An 18,923-nucleotide genomic window follows, 5' to 3' on the forward strand; every position below is an offset into this window, starting at 1 on the left:
GCCCCCCTGCCTATTCAATCCCCCCTGCTCCCTGCTCCCTGCTCCCCTGCCTCTTCTCTACTCTCTACTCCCGCCAACACGGAATTGGTCTTTAATAATTCCAGAGCTGCTTGATATTGTAGATCCGCTTCTGTGGCAATCTGGGCGCGGGTAATTGATTCTTGGGAAATTACTGTATCTGGTTTAATTCCTAATTTGTTAATATCCCGATGCTGAGGTGTTTCATACTTAGCAATGGTGACTGCCAAGCCAGAACCATCGGATAATTCAAACAAGGATTGAATTAAGCCTTTACCAAAGGTAGTTTCGCCTACCAACTTCGCACGACCGTTATCTTGCAGCGCCCCGGCGAGAATTTCACTGGCGCTGGCGGTTCCTTGATTGACTAAAATCACCAGAGGATCGTCTGTTAAGGCTGGGCCAAATGATTCAAAACTGCCCTGAATGCCTTGCCGATTGACCGTGTAGACGATGGTACCGGAATTCAACCACTGACGAGCGATTTCAATTCCTGATTGTAGTAGCCCACCAGGATTATTCCGCAAATCTAAAACATAGGCAGCTGCGCCTTTTTTCTCTAAACTAGAAATAGCGTGTGCTAATTCCATTGAGGCGTTAGCGTTGAATTGAGTCAGGCGCAGGTAGCCAATGGGCGTGCCTTGAGGAGAAAAACGCAGGTCTGCTACCACAGGGTTAAGCTCAATGCGATCGCGCACTATTCTGACTTCTTTTTCGCCGATGCCATCTCGTTCGATCAAAAGTGTCACAGCACTACCAACAGGCCCCCGCATTCTGGTAGCTGCTTCGTCAAGAGTCAAATTTTCGGTGAAAATGCCTTCAATTTTAAGAATGCGATCGCGAGGTTGAATCCCGGCTTGATCTGCTGGTGAATCCACAATGGGAGTCACTACTTCCAGCTTTCCCGTCTCTGGATTGAGCGCAATTTGTAACCCCACCCCAGTCAGTTCACCAGAAGTATTCACCTGCAAACTGCGGTACTGTTCCGGGTCTAAAAAGCGGGTAAACGGATCACCCAGAGTTTTGAGCATTTTCTGAATGGCTGCATAAGCTGCTTCATGATTTTTGAGCGGCTTCTCCAGTGCCTTTTGCCTCGCCTGTGACCAATTTTGATCATTAAAGGTCTCATCTAGATAAGTCCGATTGACAATTCGCCAAACTTCTGAAACTAGTTTTTGCTCATCCGTTAAAGCTGTTGCTGGTTGGATGAGAGCGCCCAGCGCCAACCAAAAAGCCAATAGCAGCGAAAATCCTAGCCGAAAAACCTGTTTTTGCATGAACCCCATTTCCAAACTTCACCTGATCCCAAATTGCCGAGAAACGTTGCCGAAAAATGCCTAGTTACCTCGTCGTTGATGAAATCTATATCTCAACTATGTTACTTTTTTTATAGAAGTGGTGCATTCCTCTCATCAACTTGTGGAAAAAACTGATGAGCTGGATTCCACTCGGCAAACGATAAGATCCACTTGGTAACCAGCAATTTTAGTGTTGCCTTGCCAAGAGAACGCAATATATTCCATATTTACAGAGTGTTAAGTTTCTGAAAAGTCTTATCATTCTGAAAGCTCAAAAGCAAAAGAACAAACTCCCCTTTGTGAAAATCCCAAACTTATTAATTGGGAGATTGATCAACCGCAACCGATTTTTAGGAACTTGAGATTGTATGGCCAACGTTTACGACTGGTTTGAGGAGCGCTTAGAGATTGAAGCGCTCGCTGAGGACGTGACTAGCAAGTATGTCCCTCCCCATGTAAATATTTTTTATTGCTTGGGCGGCATTACCCTAGTTTGCTTTCTGATCCAGTTTGCCACTGGATTTGCGATGACTTTCTACTATAAGCCCACAGTGGCTGAAGCTTACTCTTCTGTAGAGTACATCATGAATGATGTCAGCTTCGGCTGGCTGATTCGCTCCATTCACCGCTGGTCTGCCAGCATGATGGTGTTAATGATGATTCTGCATACTTTCCGGGTATACCTCACAGGTGGCTTCAAAAAGCCCCGCGAGTTGACTTGGGTAAGTGGTGTCATCCTAGCTGTAATCACCGTTTCTTTTGGTGTTACAGGCTATTCCCTACCTTGGGATCAAGTTGGTTACTGGGCTGTAAAAATCGTTAGCGGCGTACCAGAAGCAATTCCCGTAGTTGGGGTTTTTATCTCTGATATGTTACGCGGTGGTTCTAGTGTTGGTCAAGCAACGCTGACTCGCTACTATAGCGCTCACACCTTTGTACTGCCTTGGTTAATTGCGGTGTTCATGCTGTTCCACTTCTTGATGATCCGCAAGCAAGGTATTTCCGGTCCTTTGTAATTTCTTAATTAAGCCAAAATGCAAAAAGGCCACAGCTTTCAGTTCCCAGATGCAAATGTTTGTTTTAAACTTATGAGAAATCAGCAAATAATATCTTATAAGCGACAATAGAAGCAAAGACTTGTATTTGAAGCTGAAAGCTGTAAACCCCCCAGCCGCAAGGCGGAAGTCAAAAGTCAAAAGTCAAAAATGATTTGAGATGGTTGTACTATTTACGCCGTGCTGTATTGGGGTTGCCTCATAGCTCTGGCTTCCACAAATGCTTTAACTGAATTTGAGCAGGAGAGCGAATTAAAATATGTCAACGCACAAACCCCCCGATCTGAGCGATCCTCAGTTAAGAGCTAAACTCGCCAAAGGCATGGGTCACAACTACTATGGTGAACCCGCTTGGCCTAATGACCTACTGTATGTATTTCCAATTGTGATCATGGGATCATTCGCTTGTATTGTGGCTCTAGCTGTGCTAGACCCCGCAATGACTGGTGAACCTGCAAATCCTTTTGCCACACCTTTGGAAATTTTACCAGAGTGGTACTTGTATCCTGTATTCCAGATGTTGCGATCGCTTCCTAACAAACTTTTAGGAGTGTTAGCAATGGCGGCTGTGCCTCTGGGACTAATCCTCATTCCTTTTATTGAGAACGTTAACAAGTTCCAAAATCCCTTCCGTCGTCCAGTTGCGACTACAGTGTTCCTCGTTGGTACACTTGTCACCCTGTGGCTAGGTATTGGTGCTGCTTTACCATTGGATAAATCCTTGACATTGGGATTGTTCTAAACTAGTCAGCAAATAGCCTTTGACACCTGTATTTTTCAGATGATCTCCCAAATTTAGCAGTTGATTGCAGAAAGTTTACTTGCTAAAAGCTGCTGAAGCAATCACGAATTAAGTGTGATTTGAAAGCTGCTCATATTTTTGGCCGATGTAATTTGGAAACGTACAGGTGTCAATTTTATGATTCCCAGTAGGATTTAGGGTTTTTAGTTTTGGATAGAAAATACATTCCAAACTCGAAAATCATTAAAAAGCCACAAATACAGGCATTTTTTACTAATCTTTTATTCAAGTCAAGGTCAATGCTTAGCATAGTGCAGCAGGACCATCTGGCGGTGAAGAGCGAACTAAAGCTCCTAAACAACGTACAACAATGGTTTGAGCAATTCTGTTTAAAATATTTATCTCAGTTTGGCTGGTCAGAAAGCCAACTTTATCGCCTGAATTTAGCATTAGCCGAAGGTTTTACCAACGCAGTTCGTCACGCTCATGGTGCTTTACCACCAGAAACGACTATAGAAATTGAAGTTAGTCTGTGGATTGACAGGCTGGAGGTGAGAATTTGGGATCAAGGAAAACCCTTCAATCCCGATGCGATCGCCGAACCACAGCCAGGTACTCTCCAAGTAGGGGGATATGGATGGTTTCTCCTGCGACGATTGGCTGACCATGTAGTCTACGAACGTAGTGCAGATGGGAAAAATTGTTTACTGATTCTCAAATATGCTAGAGAAGATTCAAAGTAGAACGGATAAAATCGTTTTTTGCTAATAATACTGAATTTTCGGGGATTTTTCCCGTGATTTACGGAAATTAAATGCGGATTGATACAGCCAAAGAAAAGCTAAATTTAGATCAGAAGCTTCACAAACAAGCTCACCATGTCTTTGTGTTTTTAGAGATTTTTGCCCACGAAGGTGGTATTCAATCTTATGTTAAGGATATTTTTCGTGCTTATGCGGGATTGAATGCTGGCTGTAAAGCAGAAGTCTTTTTGTTGCGAGATAGTATTGACCACTCAAATCCTTTAGAGTCCGATAGTTTAAAATTTCATTATTTTCAAAATAAGTCGCCTCAAATGGGGAGGCTGATAATGGCAGGGGCTTTGCTGAATTTTCTGTTACAAAAACGCCCCCAGCACGTTTATTGTGGTCATATTAACCTAGCCAGACTCATTAAAACTCTATGCCAACCGTTAGGTATTCCCTACACAGTCCTCACTTACGGCAAAGAAGTTTGGGAACCACTGAAAAACAGTGAAAGAAGCGCTTTAGCTTCAGCAAATGCCATTTGGACAATTAGCCGCTACAGTCGCGATCGCGCTTGTACTGCCAATGGTCTAAACCCTGCAAAAATCAAGATGCTACCTTGTGCCATTGATGGCGATCAATTTACACCTGCTGCTAAACAGCCAGAACTAGTCAAGAAGTATGGCTTAGGTGGTGCGAAGGTCTTAATGACTGTGGCGCGACTATGGTCAGGAGATATTTACAAAGGTGTAGATGTGACTATCCGCGCATTACCCCAAATCGCGGCAGTTTTCCCAGAAATAAAATATTTGGTAATAGGTCGGGGTGATGACCAACCACGATTAGCCCAGCTAGCAAAGGATTTAGGGGTGAGCGATCGCGTGGTGTTTGCGGGTTTTGTGCCTACAGAAGAGTTAATTGCCCACTATCGCCTCGCTGATGCCTATATTATGCCCTCTCAAGAAGGTTTTGGGATTGTTTATCTAGAAGCCATGACTTGCGGTGTCCCAGTGCTATCCGGTGATGACGATGGCTCGGCTGATCCTTTGCAGGATGGTAAACTGGGATGGCGAGTACCGCACCGCGATGCAGAGGCGGTAGCAGCAGCTGCTATAGAAATTTTGCAAGGTGATGATCAGCGTTGTGATGGAGAATGGTTAAGAGAACAAGCGATCGCGCTTTTTGGGATGAAAGCCTTTCAACAGCGTTTACAAGAACTGCTTTTATCCTGAGTCCTCAGCCCATAGTCCCAAGACTAAATTAATATTTCTTGACTTTTGGTAGTTGACTGTGGGCTTTTGACTATCCCTTAAACTCGCTATCCTAGAGGAAGAGCAAGACAATAATTTAAAAAATGAGCCTTAAATCTTTGCAATTGAGTCTTGAAAATCTACGCCCTTGGCTCACTGTGTTAGCAGTTTTCTGGTTGCTAGCATCATTAGGGTTAGGGTGGTTAGTGAATTCGTTGTTAATTATCTTTGGTTTGCTGTTGTTGGCACCTGTTGTCGCCTTCTTCGGGTTTCGCTGGTGGCTAAAACGGAATTTAGTGAATGATCAGTGTCCTGTCTGCAATTATGAATTTACCGGCTTAAATAACACTCAGTTGCAGTGTCCTAATTGTGGAGAGCAGTTATCAGTCACACAAGGTCATTTTCAGCGCTTCACACCAGACGGGACAATTGATATTAAAGCAATTGAAATACCAGCCAAAACATTGGAAGAGCAAAAGTGATCTGACTGGATATGTAAAATTACTGAAAGAAGGGCGGGCAAGGCTTGGCATGAGCGTAGTCGAATGCTGCCCACCCCACAAAATTTATTATATTCAGATGTGTACTTTATTTACTTGCAAAGTGCTGTAGTTTTCCCGACGTTGATGAACTGGTGTATTTGCAGAGTATTTTCTTTAGATGATTCTGCTATCAATTGGTAGAGAGAAATCGCGAGACCATTCATTCCAAGAACCAAAATAATTTCTGCTATAAATACCAGCTTGTTGTAAAGCAATCATTGTATTAGCAGCCCTGGAACCTTTAAAGCAGTAAATATAGACAATGGACTGGGAAGTAATACCCACCGATTGACAAATTTCTAAGATTTCTGCTGGTGAGCGAAACATCGGGATTTCCGAGTCGCAATTCATGAAACGATGCCATTCCAGCCAGACAGCATTGGGGATTCTGCCTTTGCGAGGACAAAAATCAGGACTGTAGGGAGAAGAACTCAGCCCTTGCCATTCATTGCGATCGCGCACATCTAATTTTATAATTGTCGGGTCATTCAGTGCCTGTAACATCTCCTGTGTAGTCACCATGATTGCCGCGTCAGGATGCGCTGTAAATACCTTGCGTTTGCGAATAGGTACTTCTTCCTCCGTTGTAGGTAATCCAGCCCTCAACCAGGCTTTATAACCCCCGTGCAGCACAGATACTTGAGTACAACCTAAATACTTCAGCAAAAAAGCCGCTCTACAAGATTGTCCATAACCCCGATTTAAAGTATCTTCATAGACAATCAACTTTTCTGCACCAGAAATTCCGGCTTTGCTTAACAGTTCAGAAAAATGATCGGATAATTTCTTTAATCCTTCAGGTTGAGAGTTTTCTAACAGGTAAGTAAATAATTCTCGGATATTGATAGCGCCAGGAACATGGGATATAGCATATTCTTCAGGACTGCGAGTATCAATAATGGCAATTTGTGATGATTTTTCTGCTAACAAAGATGTGAGTTCTTGGGGGGAAATGAGGAATTTTGTATCCAAGATTGTCTTCTCCTGTTAACGTGCCATCAAGCATTATCGCGTCCTGGATATTGGCACTTTGAAGTTAACTTTACAGAAGAACAAATTTTGAATGTTCACGAGAGGCTTAGATCCCCCATTGAAGAAGTCGGGGATCTTTCTGTTCGATTCTAAAACTCTTTTTTTAACGAACCGCCAAGAAGCCTAACTACGAATTTAATTATTATTCCATAAATAAACTAGAATCTACATGAAAAAAATCTCCTAGCTTCCGGGATTGTTCAGCATTTATCTTTTCTTGTCCATTGACAATATTATTAAATATATCTTCACTTCCTAAAACCGCTACTAAATCTTCTTTATTTTTCTCAGATTCCTCTAAAAGAAATAACAACATACCTCCAGGATTATTCTGCTGGCTTGGCTGATAATATTCTTGTTCAAACTTTTCAATTAAAGTAAGTAACAACTGATAAACTTCATTTTCTTCAGGAGTGCGTTCCCGGTGCATTAAATCTTCAACTATCGCTAAAGCTTGCTCATTTTCTGCTTCAGTTTTGATAAGCTTGGGAAGATAAGCTGTTAATAATTCCTTGTATTTATCTGGATTAAAAGTAAGGGTCATCTTTCCAGTTCTCTTTATAAACGAACCACAGAGACACAGAGGACACAGAGTTATGAGAGTTTGAGAGGTTTTTGACTTTATATGCTTGAGTGTTTTTTTATTTGGAGTTTCTGACAGGAGATAGAGAGGAATTTAGTCCTCTCTACAAACATAAATCTTATGGTTATTCTGGTAAACCATGCACTTGCAGCAAATCTAATTCCTGGGCGAAAATTTCGTCAATTGGCAACATTTGCCCGTCAGTGGTCATAAATTTATGGTCTTTTGTGGCGCGAATAGTTGAACCATCTTCTAAAGCATATTCAAATACTTCTTGTAACCCCCGATTGTGCCACTGTGCAATGGGTTGAGTGTAAACATTACCATTAATATCAACACTGTACACACTACATTCAATGGCTTTTTCGACAATTTCGCCAATGGGAATATAGCCATATTCTACTGTTAAAATCTCTGTATCATAGCTTAAACAATATTCGGCAAACTTTAACATTTGCTCAAATAATTCATCGGCTACTTGTTTTTTTACGCCATTTTTTGCCGCACCATCGACAAATTTTTCTCGCTGTTTCTGCATCTCAGAAACTTTTTTCTTACCCATTGCACGGCGCAACAAGTCAGCTTGTCCTAGAGTATATCCGGCCATATCTTGAGCAATTTTCATGATTTGCTCTTGATAAACCATGATTCCATAGGTTTCATTTAATATGGGTTCTAAAATAGCACTTTGATAATCAATTGCTTCTCTTCCGTGTTTGCGGTTAATAAACTTGGGAATTAATCCCGCATCTAAGGGGCCTGGTCGATACAGTGCCAAAATCGAAGAAATATCTTCAATATTAGAAGGCTTCAAATCTCGGACTATTTGACGCATTCCTGAAGATTCTAATTGAAATATTCCTTCTAAATCTCCAGCTTCTAAAAGTTCGTAGGATTTTTTGACATCTTTGGGTAGGTTACTATGTTCACCTTTAGCTAAGATTCTTTGGGCTTTTCTTTCATCACCTGTAATGTTATCTGGGTCAATGCGAACGCCGCTGGTTTCTGCAATTAAATCAATTGTCCTTTGAATTAGCGTCAGGTTGCGTAACCCCAGAAAATCCATTTTTAACAAACCCATTGATTCCAAGTCTTCCATGAAATATTGGGTAATTACTGAGCCGTCATTGTTTCTCTGAAGCGGGACAATTTCATCTAAGGGGTCAGCAGAAATTACTACCCCGGCGGCGTGGACACCAAAGGTTTTGTTGGTTCCTTCAATGCGGATGGCCATATCCAGCCAATGGCGCACATGGGCATTATTATCATATCTTTCTTTAAATTCCGGTGCTGGGGTTTTATCCGAAATCATTACTTTCAGTTTGGTGGGTTTACCCCGCACTACTGGAATTAGTTTCGCCATTTTGTCTGATTCCCCATAGGGAATGTTCAATACTCTGGCGACATCTTTTAACACGGCTTTGGAAGTCAAACGGTTAAATGTAATGATTTGAGCAACTCTATCTTTACCGTATTTCTCAGTTACATATTCAATCACTTTATCGCGTTTTTCAATGCAGAAATCTGTATCAATATCTGGCATTGATTTACGTTCTGGGTTCAAGAATCGCTCGAAGAGTAAGCCATGATGTACTGGATCAATGTTGGTAATTTTCATGGCATAAGCTACCAATGAACCAGCCGCAGAACCACGTCCCGGCCCTACAGGAATATTATTATCTCTGGCAAATTTGATGTAATCCCACACGACTAAAAAGTATGTGGAAAAACCCATTGTTTGCAGCATTTTCAATTCATATTCCAATCTGTCTTTATAGACTGGATCTACTTCGCTGCGGGATTTGCGATTTAATCTTTCTAATAATCCGTTCCAAGCTACTTCTTCGGCGTAAGTGTCAGGTGTGTGACCAGAGGGAATGGGTGGTGTGGGAATCTGAGGATCACCCATAATATCGTAAACGCCCACTTTATCGGCGACTTCTTCGGTGGTGGCGATCGCCTCGGCAATGATATCATCTGGTAAATGGTCACGAAATAGCTGCTTCATTTCGTCGGCAGATTTGAGATATTCTGTGCCGCTATAACGCATTCGTTTATCTTCACTAATTAGCTGTCCAGTTTGAATACATAACAAAGCATCGTGGGCTTCGACATCAAAACAAGAGATAAAATGAGAGTCGTTGGTAGCAATAAATTTAATATTTAATTCTCGCGCAATTTTAACGATTTCAACGTTAACAATCCGGTCTTCTTGAGAACCGTGGTCTTGAATTTCTAAATAATAATCATCACCAAATATTTCTTTATACCATTTGGCAATTTTTCGGGCTGCATCTGGTCGATTACTAAGGATGGCTTGGGGAATTTCTCCACCTAAACAAGCACTGGTGACTATCAAACCTTCCCGATATTGTTTGAGTAAATCTTTATTAATACAAGGACGAGAAAAAATTCCTTTCCCTTGCACACCTTCGAGGTGAGAAATTGTGGTAATTTTAACTAAGTTTTTGTAACCTTGAGTATTTTTAGCTAAAACGACTTGATGATATTTCGGACGGCGTTCTTGTTTAGTGATATCGCCGTTAATAATATACATTTCGTTGCCAATAATTGGCTTAATGCTCTTACTCCGGCAGATTTTAATCAATTCTACAGCACCATACATCACACCATGATCGGTGAGAGCGATCGCCTTCATCCCCAGGGAGATCGCATGATCGACCAATTCCGGTAGCTGACTGGCTCCATCGAGTAAACTGTAGTCACTATGAATATGTAACGGCACAAACGACATATCGTCTCCAAGCACAAGCTGATAATATATTTAGGGGCATTCGTCATCAACACCCATAAACCAACGGGATCTTAGATTAACTTGTTTGGCGAAATTTAACACTCCCCTACATACCCTCACGCCGGATTGCTAGATTACGAATTACGAATTACGAATTACGAATTACGAATTACGAATTACGATTCACAAGACTAGCCACCACTATAGCTAACTCAGCCGGCTCAATAGGTTTAGGCAAATGTAGCTGATATCCTTCTTGGATCGCTCTTGTGCGGTCTTCTGCCCTCGCATAAGCTGTTAATGCTGCGGCGGGAATTTTGCCGCCTTGTTCTGGTGGTTGCGATCGCACTTTCCGAATTAAGGAATAACCATCTTCTTCCGGCATGGCAATATCACTGACTAAAACATCCGGTTTCCACTCTCTCATGACTTGCAATGCCTCTGAAACCGATTCTACGGTTTTAACTTCGGCTTGGCACTGTTGCAGTACCGTAGTGATAAAATCACGAGTGTCAATTTCGTCATCGACCACCAGCACCCGCACACCTAAAAGAGAGGGAACCTGGGACGGAACAGCAAAATCTGCGTTGTTGTTACTAACAAAATCAGAAATAACTGCCTGACTTTGTAACAACAGTGGTAACTTGACTGTAAAGGTTGAGCCTTGGTCTTCACCCGGACTATCTACATGGATAGTAGCGCCATGCAATTCGACTAAATGATGGACGATCGCTAAACCTAATCCTAACCCGCCATAAGACCTGGTACTGGAACTATCGGCTTGACGAAAACGGTCAAAAACATAAGGTAGAAACTCAGGCTTAATCCCAATACCTGTATCCTTGACTTGGATTTGAGCATAGCTAGTTAACTCTTGACCATGATCAATTGTCTGGGAAAGTATAATTTCTACCCTACCGCCTGTAGGTGTGAATTTGATGGCATTAGATAATAAATTCCAGATGATTTGTTGTAAACGCTCAATATCACCAGCAACTAAAAATCTCGAATGATCCGACTGCATTTCTGGGGAGGAAATCAGGGACAATTTCAAATCAATTTCTTTGGCTTGGGCGGCTAGGTTGACTGTTTCAATGGCTGACTCAATTAAAGGAACCAAATCGCAAGTACAAACATTGAGATGCAACTGACCTCTAATCATCCGAGAGATATCCAGCAAGTCTTCTACCAGTTGGGTTTGCGTCCTCGCATTGCGCTCAATAGTTTCTATAGCCCTCGCGATCTGAATTTCGCTGAGTTTGCGCGATCGCAACAGCTGCGCCCAGCCGAGAATAGCATTCAGGGGCGATCGCAACTCATGGGATAAGATCGCCAGAAATTCATCCTTCATCCGGTTGGCTTCTCGCAATTGCTCAGTCTGCTTTTGCAAAGAAGCAATTAAACTCGCTCTTTCCATAGCGATCGCTATTTGATCACATACAGCTTGCATCATCCCTCTTTGATTTTCACTGAATTGAGAACAACTGCGGCTACCAAAACACAGAGTACCCAAAAGCCGTTCCGATGCGATTAATGGGTAACTATAACAAGCTGTAATTCCTAATTTCCGAAGTAATGCTGTTTTTGGATCAGTCAATTGTTGAGCATTTTCTATATAAATAGAACGGCGTTCTTGGGCGACAGTACCGCATACTGATTGACCAAATTTCAGCCACTCATATTCTTGGGCGATATCCTCAGCAAAACCTGTAAAGGATGCTAGACGCATTACCTGAGAATCTTCATCAACCAAATAGTTAACGTAAACATCCAAACCAATCTGCTCCGCCAGTTTTTGGTAGAAGCTGTGAATCAGTGCTACTGGCTGCTGACTGGATAATAAATCGCTGGCTGTGTTAAATAGCAGCTGTAACCTTTTGTAGCCTAATGTCCTAGCTTTTTCTATCTCCTTCAGATTGCTAATATCTTGGAAGGCCAATACACAGGTAGCTGGATGACCGTACATAGCAGGTAATGTATCAGAAAATATCAGTATAGAGCGCACACCGTCATTCGTGTGCCAGTCCATCTCTAACCCATCTAAAGTTTCTCCACGGGCTACCAGTACCCCCGGCATTTGCTCGTTAGGGATGCGATTTCCGGCTGCATCTGTGCAGTAGTAAACATTGTCATACTCTTCGGCTGGTACACCTTTGGGAAAATCACCTCCAGCTAATTCATCAGCAGCTCGATTAGCAAAGGTTACCCGCGCCGTTTCAGGTTCAATAAACAGTAATGGTATGGGCATCATGTTTAACACCTCTTCCAGCCATTTCTGCTGATTTTGGATGGTTTCTTCTACCTGCTTACGCTCCGTAATATCCAAAAATGCACCCACGCTACCTCTGCTGTTACCCTCTTCATCAAACAACGGGGCGACGTGTTCGAGCAACTTCACAACTTTGCCATTCTGATGGACGATATCCAGTTCAAAATTGAGAACTTCCACACCATGAGCAGCAGAGTACTGCATGGGTAGTTCTTCTGGTAATAATTCTTTCCCCTCGCGGTACACTTTAAAATTTGTCGGTTTTTCTGGAGTGGGAGCGCTGAGGGAGGCATTCTCATCTGGTAAAACCCCCAATTGTTGAGCTAAACAGGGGTTAGCTCTAATAGTTTTGCACTCCGCATCTTCAGCAATACCAATACCAATGGGAATGACTTGAAATAAAGTTTGTAATTCCGCGATGCGCCGCTGTAAATCCTTATTCAGTTGTAATATTTGTTGCCTTGCTGCCTTGCGTTCGGTTAAGTCGAGAATAAACACCACTGATTCTTCGCGGTTTTCGCCTACCAATACGTAACCGACTAAAACCGGAATTCGCCTACCATCTTTGTGAATGTATTCTTTTTCATAGGGCGTACAAGCACCGTTGAGATTTCCTTGGGCTTCGGCGATTCCTTGCTGGTCTAAGTATAGATGTTCTGGCGGTGTGATATTTCGCCAACTTAACCGGCCTGTTAACAGCTCCTGACGCGTGTAGCCAATCATCTCTAGAAATGCGTCGTTGGCTTGGTGAATACCCCCATACACATCACCAAATTTAATCCCAATGATGTTAGCATCTACAAAACTTCTGAGTTTTTCTTCATAAGCCCTGAGTTTTTTTTGCGCCTGATCATGTTGACAACACAAGCGGGAAATCACGGCGGAACTTTGCCAAATAAAAATGGCAAAAAGCACGATGATGATCAGCGCAAACAGCGATAAGGCAAAAGCTGAACCGTATGTTCCGGCTAATTGACCTTGGAGGATTAACCAGCCTAAAATTAATGGTATGGTGATCGCCACCACCAACAAACGACGCGCAATGAAGCCACCGTAGTTATCACTCATGACTACTTGCATGAGTCCCTGATCTGGACGCGCCCACAGAATGCCTATACAAAGTATAGTGAATGTGATTCCCGTATGTAATCCCATTAATGTTGAATATGAGGCTAGACGGGAGAAGATTTGGACTTTATAGGCATAGCTGATCAGTACCTGTAAAGAAATCAAAGCTGCGATCAGCGAGAAAATTTGAACATACCAATAACTACGGCGATTTTCAGGCTGCGCCAAAATTTCTAGAGCTATGCCCACCAAGATAAAATTGAAGGCAGTATTAAACCCCATTCGCCCTGGATGGGATGTAAATATAGGATTCGGGTCATCCGGAAATAGTAATTCGTCAATACCAAAATTCCAGTCGAAAAAATATTGACTGAGTGTGAGTACACCAATCAAGGTAACGGCGGCGGCACAAATCCGAGAGCAGCTTAAGTAAGCTATGGTGGAACTTTGCCTTTGATCTTGTCCCATCTGCATCATCCAGAATGATCCACCAGATAGTAAAAAGCATAAAGCTGCATTGGCCTTCATTGTCGGTAAATTGGTATCGCCAAACCTTTTGAGAAATTCGATCTCAAAAAACCAGCCACACAGCACCAAAACACCGACTAATACCGCGATCGCACTTGCAACTTGCTCTACTCGTAATCTATGTAAATCTTGCAGTTGCAAGCGGTTGAAGTTGAACATTGAAGTTTTTACCACCGAACTGTCTAGCGTAGTAATGTGTAGTATTTCTGAAGAACTAAAATTTAGATAACTAAGTAACTTAGGCTACTCACTATTTGTCAATTTTTTCTCTACCTATATGCATATTTTTGGCTTGCAAAGTCTAGATTAGAGAATAATCGACACAAAATCATCTGTCTCTAAACATAATTTTAAAATTTCACACTCCGTCCTTGACCATGATCGGGGAAGCGCTGCTCACCAACGCCAACAAGTTCCACAATGATTTCACGCGCTGTCGGGGTCCATTTTCCTTCGCGATCGCCAATTTCCACAGTTGTTTGGTTACCTTGTGTAAATATACTGATATTCCTCAAAGAAAAATGTTGATTTTCATAGTTAAAAGTGTGTCCATCATCTTCAAAAAAACTATATCTCCCATTCCCAGGCCAAATTCGTAAACGGATGTATTCCAGTGGTTCTGCGTCCACATATTGGGTAATAGGTTGCATCGGGATGATCGCACCGCTACGGACATAAAGAGGCATTTTTTCTAGAGGTGCATGAGCGAGGATGTGGGTTGGTCCTAAGTAACGTTCACCAGACCACCAGTCATACCAAATACCTTCAGGCAAGTAAACAGAGCGATGCTCAACTCCAGGGCGGTAAATTGGTGCAGCCATCAGCGACGCACCCAGTAATACCTGATCGTAGAGACTGTAGGTTTGAGGATCGTTAGGGAAATGATATAATAATGGTCTGATAATCGGTGCGCCCGTTGTGGCTGCTTCCCAAAAAAGATTGTAAATGTATGGTAATAGTTGGTAACGCAGATTAATATACTCTCTACAGATATTTTCAATGCGATCGCCAAATACCCAAGGTTCATGACGAGCCGTAGATAAAGCCGAATGTCCACGCATTAAAGGGTATAGCATTCCTACCTGCATCCAACGCGCAAATAATTCTGGTGTAGCGTTACCTGCAAAGCCGCCAATATCGCAACCCACAAAAGCCACACCCGAAAGTCCCATATTGCACAGCATCGGCAAAGAGATTTCCAAATGCTCCCACAAAGATTGGTTATCTCCCATCCACACAGCAGACCAGCGCTGCACACCAGCATAACCCGCTCGCGTCAACACAAACGATCGCTCTGTAGGACGATGACGCGCCAAACCTTGATGAGATGATTTCGCCATCATCAAACCATACAAATTATGCACCTCTTCATGAGTCACATCAATTTTAGATTTTGGATTTTGGATTTTAGATTGAAAGTTATTTGCATTTCTTCCCTGGGGTGTATCCAAAGGAAAGCAGATTTTTTGACCACCATCCCCAAAAGGACGATCATCTATAGCAGGTTCATTCATATCATTCCAAATTCCCGCCACACCGATGTCAGTTAGGCTTTTGTGTAAATCACCCCACCAGTTACCCACATCAGACCGCAAAAAGTCAGGAAACACAGCCTTATCAGGCCAAACATAGCCGTGAAATAAAACGCCATCAGCTTGACGCACAAAATAATCGTTGTCTATTCCTTGGTCAAAAACGTGATAATTAGCTTCTGGTTCATACTTCACACCTGGATCAATAATTGTCACTGTTTTAAAACCATCTCCAGCCAAATCAGCAATCAATTTTTCGGGATTTGAGAAGCGTTTAGGACTCCAGGTAAACACACGATAACCATCCATATAGTCAATATCGAGGTGGATAACATCACAAGGAATGCGGCGTTGGCGAAATTCTCGCGCCAGTTCCCGCACTACATTTTCTGAATCGTAACTCCAACGACATTGATGATAGCCCAAAGACCATTTTGGCGGTAGCGACATCCTCCCCGTTAACTTCGTGTATGTCAGCAAAATTTGAGCCGGTTCAGGGCCATAAATCATGTAATAATCCAATTCCCCGCCATGAGTTTCCATCTTCCAGATATCAGGTTGTGCCACACCCATATCGAACTGACTCCAGAAAGTGGAATTTAAAAAAATACCATAGCCCACATCAGGACGCAAAGCCATAAAAAACGGGATAGCCTGGTACATTTCATCAGTCAGAGCATCATAATCTAAAGCATCAACTGTCCAGTTAGTTTTAACTTGACCGAGTTTATCCAGAAAACTTGTGCGTTCACCAAAGCCATAAAAATGTTCATCGGGGGCAATTTCCTTCCAGCCTGCAACAGCACCCATTCGCCAACCCATACTCATTTCCGCATCTTGGGCAAATGGACGATTAGCTTTGTCAAAGCAGGTAATCCGGCAGTTTTGCTTATGCACACACACGCGAATTTGGACAGTAATAATTTCGAAGGCTGCTTTAGTTTCCCTCACCTCAAAAGGTACTATTGCCCATTCTGAATCATCTAATCCTATAGCCCAAGGACGACGGGGCAAAAACTTTCCCGTTGGTGTCAGGCGCACACGGACTAAATTGGCAGCAAGTACGCTGATTGTCAGCAGTGCATCACCACAGACAAAACTGATCGTGCGTTCGTTTCTATTGACAACTTGCACCGTCCCCATGATTGTCCAAGGTTGGTGAGTTACAGGTAGTTTTCCAAAATACTGCGGCATATATCCTCCCAAAAATTTTGCTGTTCAGTTGAGTTATTCAGCAGTTTGATCGTATTTCTTCATCTGTGTACATCTGTGGTTAATTACTTCTTCTATATCTCTAACTCACAGAAAAACTGCCATCAAGTATTGAACCAAAATTATTTTTGTAAATAAATTTTATTTACTGAATCTAACCTTACAGCCAAATATTAACATTGTGAGGCTTTTGATCAGGAACCAAAAAATATGTGTCTAAAGGAATACTATATAGCCATTTTATTTGAGTTGCGATCGCTGGCGTGGCGTAGCTACCAAAAGCAAAATTCCAGAAATTCACAAATGGTTGAGGACTGCTATATATGGAATACATCATAATCGATAGAGAAAAAACGATAGATTTTGACAGAGTTTTATAGAACTAAAACAAGAGTGCTATATAAGTAAAAATTGCAGTTTTCTTCTTCAAATAAGTGGATTTTACATATCTACCATTAAGCAGATATTTCACTGAAGAATTAGATTTAGAATTATAGAGATTTTATGAATTCAATAACCTGTAGATGCGTTTTTTTCTCAGAAGAAAAACTTCTACCCGCAGGTAAATTAAACTGGGAAATCCACAAAAATATGCAAAACGACTCTGGGAAAACAACTTCTATTTGGATGACCACAGCAGATGTACCAGATCAATCTGTACTGTCCCAAAACATTCATGCTGATGTGTGCGTCGTCGGTGCAGGGATGGCGGGGATGTCCACTGCTTATATGCTAAGTCGTGAAGGTAAATCAGTAGTGGTGCTAGATGACGGACCGATTGGTGGGGGTCAAACTTGCCGAACTACGGCACACCTTTCCAATGTCTTGTATCATCGTTACTTTGAACTTGAGGATATTCACGGTCAAGAACGAACAAAGCAGATTGCCCAAAGTCATACCAAAGCAATTGATACTATACAGGCGATCGCAACTCGTGAACAAATCGACTGTGACTTTGAGCGATTGAACGGTTATCTCTTTTCTCCTGACCTGGAATCAGTGGATGAGATGCAGCGAGAATTAACCGCCGCACATCGCGCTGGACTAACGAGTGTGGAACTTGTCCCCCAAGCACCAGTAGATGGCTTTGATACAGGAATGTGTCTGCGCTTTCCCGACCAAGGACAATTTGACCCCCTGAAATACCTAGCCGGATTAGCTGAAGCAATTCAACGCCGTGGCGGGAAAATTTATACAGGAACCCACGTACAAAAAATTACAGGTGGTGTAACAGCCCGTGTGGAAACCAGCAATGGTCAAGTAGTCACAGCTGATGCTGTAGTTGTAGCCACCAATTCCCCAATTAGTAACTTAGCTACCATGCACTTTAAGCAAGCGGCTTACATGACATTTGTAATTGGTATCAAAGTCCCTCGCGGTTCAATTACTAAAGCCCTTTACTGGGATACTCTCGACCCCTATCACTACATCCGCCTGCAAAATCTCGATGAAGAATCTGATGTTTTAATTGTGGGTGGCGAAGACCACAAAACCGGACAAGCTAATGATGCTGATGCCCGATATGCCAGACTAGAAGTGTGGACAAGAGAACGTTTCCCAATGGCGACAGAGAGGTTATTTCGCTGGTCGGGTCAAGTGATGAACGCTGATGATGGCATTGCCTACATTGGCAAAAACCCCCTAGATGAGGATAATATCTACATCGCCACCGGTGACACAGGTTTGGGAATGACCCACGGTACAATTGCCGGAATGCTGTTGAATGATCTGATTTTGGGGCGAAAGAATACCTGGGCTGAAGTCTACGACCCATCAAGAACCAGAATTGGCGCAACAGGTGATTTTATCTCGGAAAATATTAACATTGCTACTCAGTATTTAGACTGGATTACACCAGGGGAAGTTGATTCTGTAGAAAAGATTCCCGCCGGGACAGGTGCAGTAGTGCGTCAGGGTTTAACTAAAATTGCCGCCTACCGAGACGAAAACGGCATTTTGCATGAGCATTCCGCAGTCTGTAGCCACCTGAAATGTATTGTCGCCTGGAATTCTTCAGAAGAAACTTGGGATTGTCCTTGTCATGGTTCGCGGTTTGGTGCTAAGGGTAAAGTAATTAATGGCCCAGCGATTAATGGGCTGGAACCTGTATATCAGAAGCAAACCTGAAGATTTGATTTTCAGAGGATGTTTTAAAATTCACTACACCACAAAAATCCGGTTCCCTCCTCGCTTGCGCTACGGTGTACACACAAGTCTTGCCTGTCTGCGTTTGAGCCTGTTTAGCCCCCTAAATCCCCTGCCCCCGTGACCCCCAAATTTGGGGGTAAAATGG

At 42.6% G+C, this 18,923-nt stretch carries 13 protein-coding genes; 6 read left to right on the forward strand and 7 right to left on the reverse strand.

Annotation, left to right across the window (positions count from 1 at the left end; genetic code table 11):
* Positions 1 to 14: 14 nt before the first annotated feature.
* Entirely contained in the window at positions 15 to 1,304 is a 1,290-nt protein-coding gene (ctpA, locus tag AACX33_RS00170) for a carboxyl-terminal processing protease CtpA (protein ID WP_194002349.1), read from the reverse strand.
* A gap of 380 nt (positions 1,305 to 1,684) precedes the next feature.
* On the opposite strand from ctpA, the gene petB reads away from it, so the two are divergent.
* From petB to AACX33_RS00195, 5 genes are all read left to right on the forward strand, one after another.
* Complete coding sequence (petB, locus tag AACX33_RS00175; protein WP_194002347.1) at positions 1,685 to 2,332, forward strand: cytochrome b6; 648 nt, start codon at positions 1,685 to 1,687, stop codon at positions 2,330 to 2,332.
* Between the two features lie 298 nt (positions 2,333 to 2,630).
* Entirely contained in the window at positions 2,631 to 3,113 is a 483-nt protein-coding gene (gene petD, locus AACX33_RS00180; RefSeq protein WP_194002345.1) for a cytochrome b6-f complex subunit IV, read from the forward strand.
* Positions 3,114 to 3,412: 299 nt separating this feature from the next.
* Positions 3,413 to 3,856 carry an ATP-binding protein gene (locus AACX33_RS00185; RefSeq protein WP_194002343.1) on the forward strand — a complete coding sequence of 148 codons (444 nt, stop codon included), beginning with the start codon at positions 3,413 to 3,415 and terminating at the stop codon, positions 3,854 to 3,856.
* Positions 3,857 to 3,927: 71 nt separating this feature from the next.
* On the forward strand, positions 3,928 to 5,091 hold the full coding sequence (locus tag AACX33_RS00190) for a glycosyltransferase (protein ID WP_194002341.1): 1,164 nt from the start codon (positions 3,928 to 3,930) through the stop codon (positions 5,089 to 5,091).
* A gap of 122 nt (positions 5,092 to 5,213) precedes the next feature.
* A complete protein-coding gene (locus tag AACX33_RS00195) occupies positions 5,214 to 5,591 on the forward strand; it encodes a hypothetical protein (protein ID WP_194002339.1) in 378 nt (125 codons plus the stop codon).
* A 174-nt stretch (positions 5,592 to 5,765) separates the two neighbouring features.
* Here AACX33_RS00195 and AACX33_RS00200 read toward each other — a convergent pair whose 3' ends face one another.
* The 6 genes from AACX33_RS00200 to AACX33_RS00225 all read right to left on the reverse strand — a co-directional run bounded on the left by AACX33_RS00200 (position 5,766) and on the right by AACX33_RS00225 (position 16,967).
* The gene (locus tag AACX33_RS00200; RefSeq protein ID WP_194002337.1) at positions 5,766 to 6,623 is read right to left on the reverse strand and encodes a sulfurtransferase; all 858 of its coding nucleotides are present in this window, start codon (positions 6,621 to 6,623) and stop codon (positions 5,766 to 5,768) included.
* A gap of 202 nt (positions 6,624 to 6,825) precedes the next feature.
* Complete coding sequence (locus tag AACX33_RS00205; protein WP_194002335.1) at positions 6,826 to 7,227, reverse strand: helix-turn-helix domain-containing protein; 402 nt, start codon at positions 7,225 to 7,227, stop codon at positions 6,826 to 6,828.
* 163 nt (positions 7,228 to 7,390) lie between these two features.
* Positions 7,391 to 10,021 carry a DNA polymerase III subunit alpha gene (locus AACX33_RS00210; RefSeq protein ID WP_194002333.1) on the reverse strand — a complete coding sequence of 877 codons (2,631 nt, stop codon included), beginning with the start codon at positions 10,019 to 10,021 and terminating at the stop codon, positions 7,391 to 7,393.
* A 169-nt stretch (positions 10,022 to 10,190) separates the two neighbouring features.
* Positions 10,191 to 14,045, reverse strand: coding sequence for a hybrid sensor histidine kinase/response regulator (locus AACX33_RS00215; RefSeq protein ID WP_194002331.1), 3,855 nt, complete (start codon positions 14,043 to 14,045; stop codon positions 10,191 to 10,193).
* Between the two features lie 191 nt (positions 14,046 to 14,236).
* Positions 14,237 to 16,612: a glycoside hydrolase family 31 protein gene (locus tag AACX33_RS00220; RefSeq protein WP_194002329.1), complete on the reverse strand. Its 2,376-nt coding sequence runs from the start codon at positions 16,610 to 16,612 to the stop codon at positions 14,237 to 14,239.
* Between the two features lie 178 nt (positions 16,613 to 16,790).
* The gene (locus AACX33_RS00225; RefSeq protein ID WP_194002327.1) at positions 16,791 to 16,967 is read right to left on the reverse strand and encodes a hypothetical protein; all 177 of its coding nucleotides are present in this window, start codon (positions 16,965 to 16,967) and stop codon (positions 16,791 to 16,793) included.
* Between the two features lie 254 nt (positions 16,968 to 17,221).
* On the opposite strand from AACX33_RS00225, the gene AACX33_RS00230 reads away from it, so the two are divergent.
* Positions 17,222 to 18,757 (forward strand): FAD-dependent oxidoreductase, encoded by a 1,536-nt coding sequence (locus tag AACX33_RS00230; RefSeq protein WP_194002325.1) that lies wholly within the window; start codon positions 17,222 to 17,224, stop codon positions 18,755 to 18,757.
* The last annotated feature ends 166 nt before the right edge of the window (positions 18,758 to 18,923 follow it).

The sequence above is a fragment of the Nodularia sp. LEGE 04288 genome, assembly GCF_963896525.1.
GTDB lineage: Bacteria > Cyanobacteriota > Cyanobacteriia > Cyanobacteriales > Nostocaceae > Nodularia.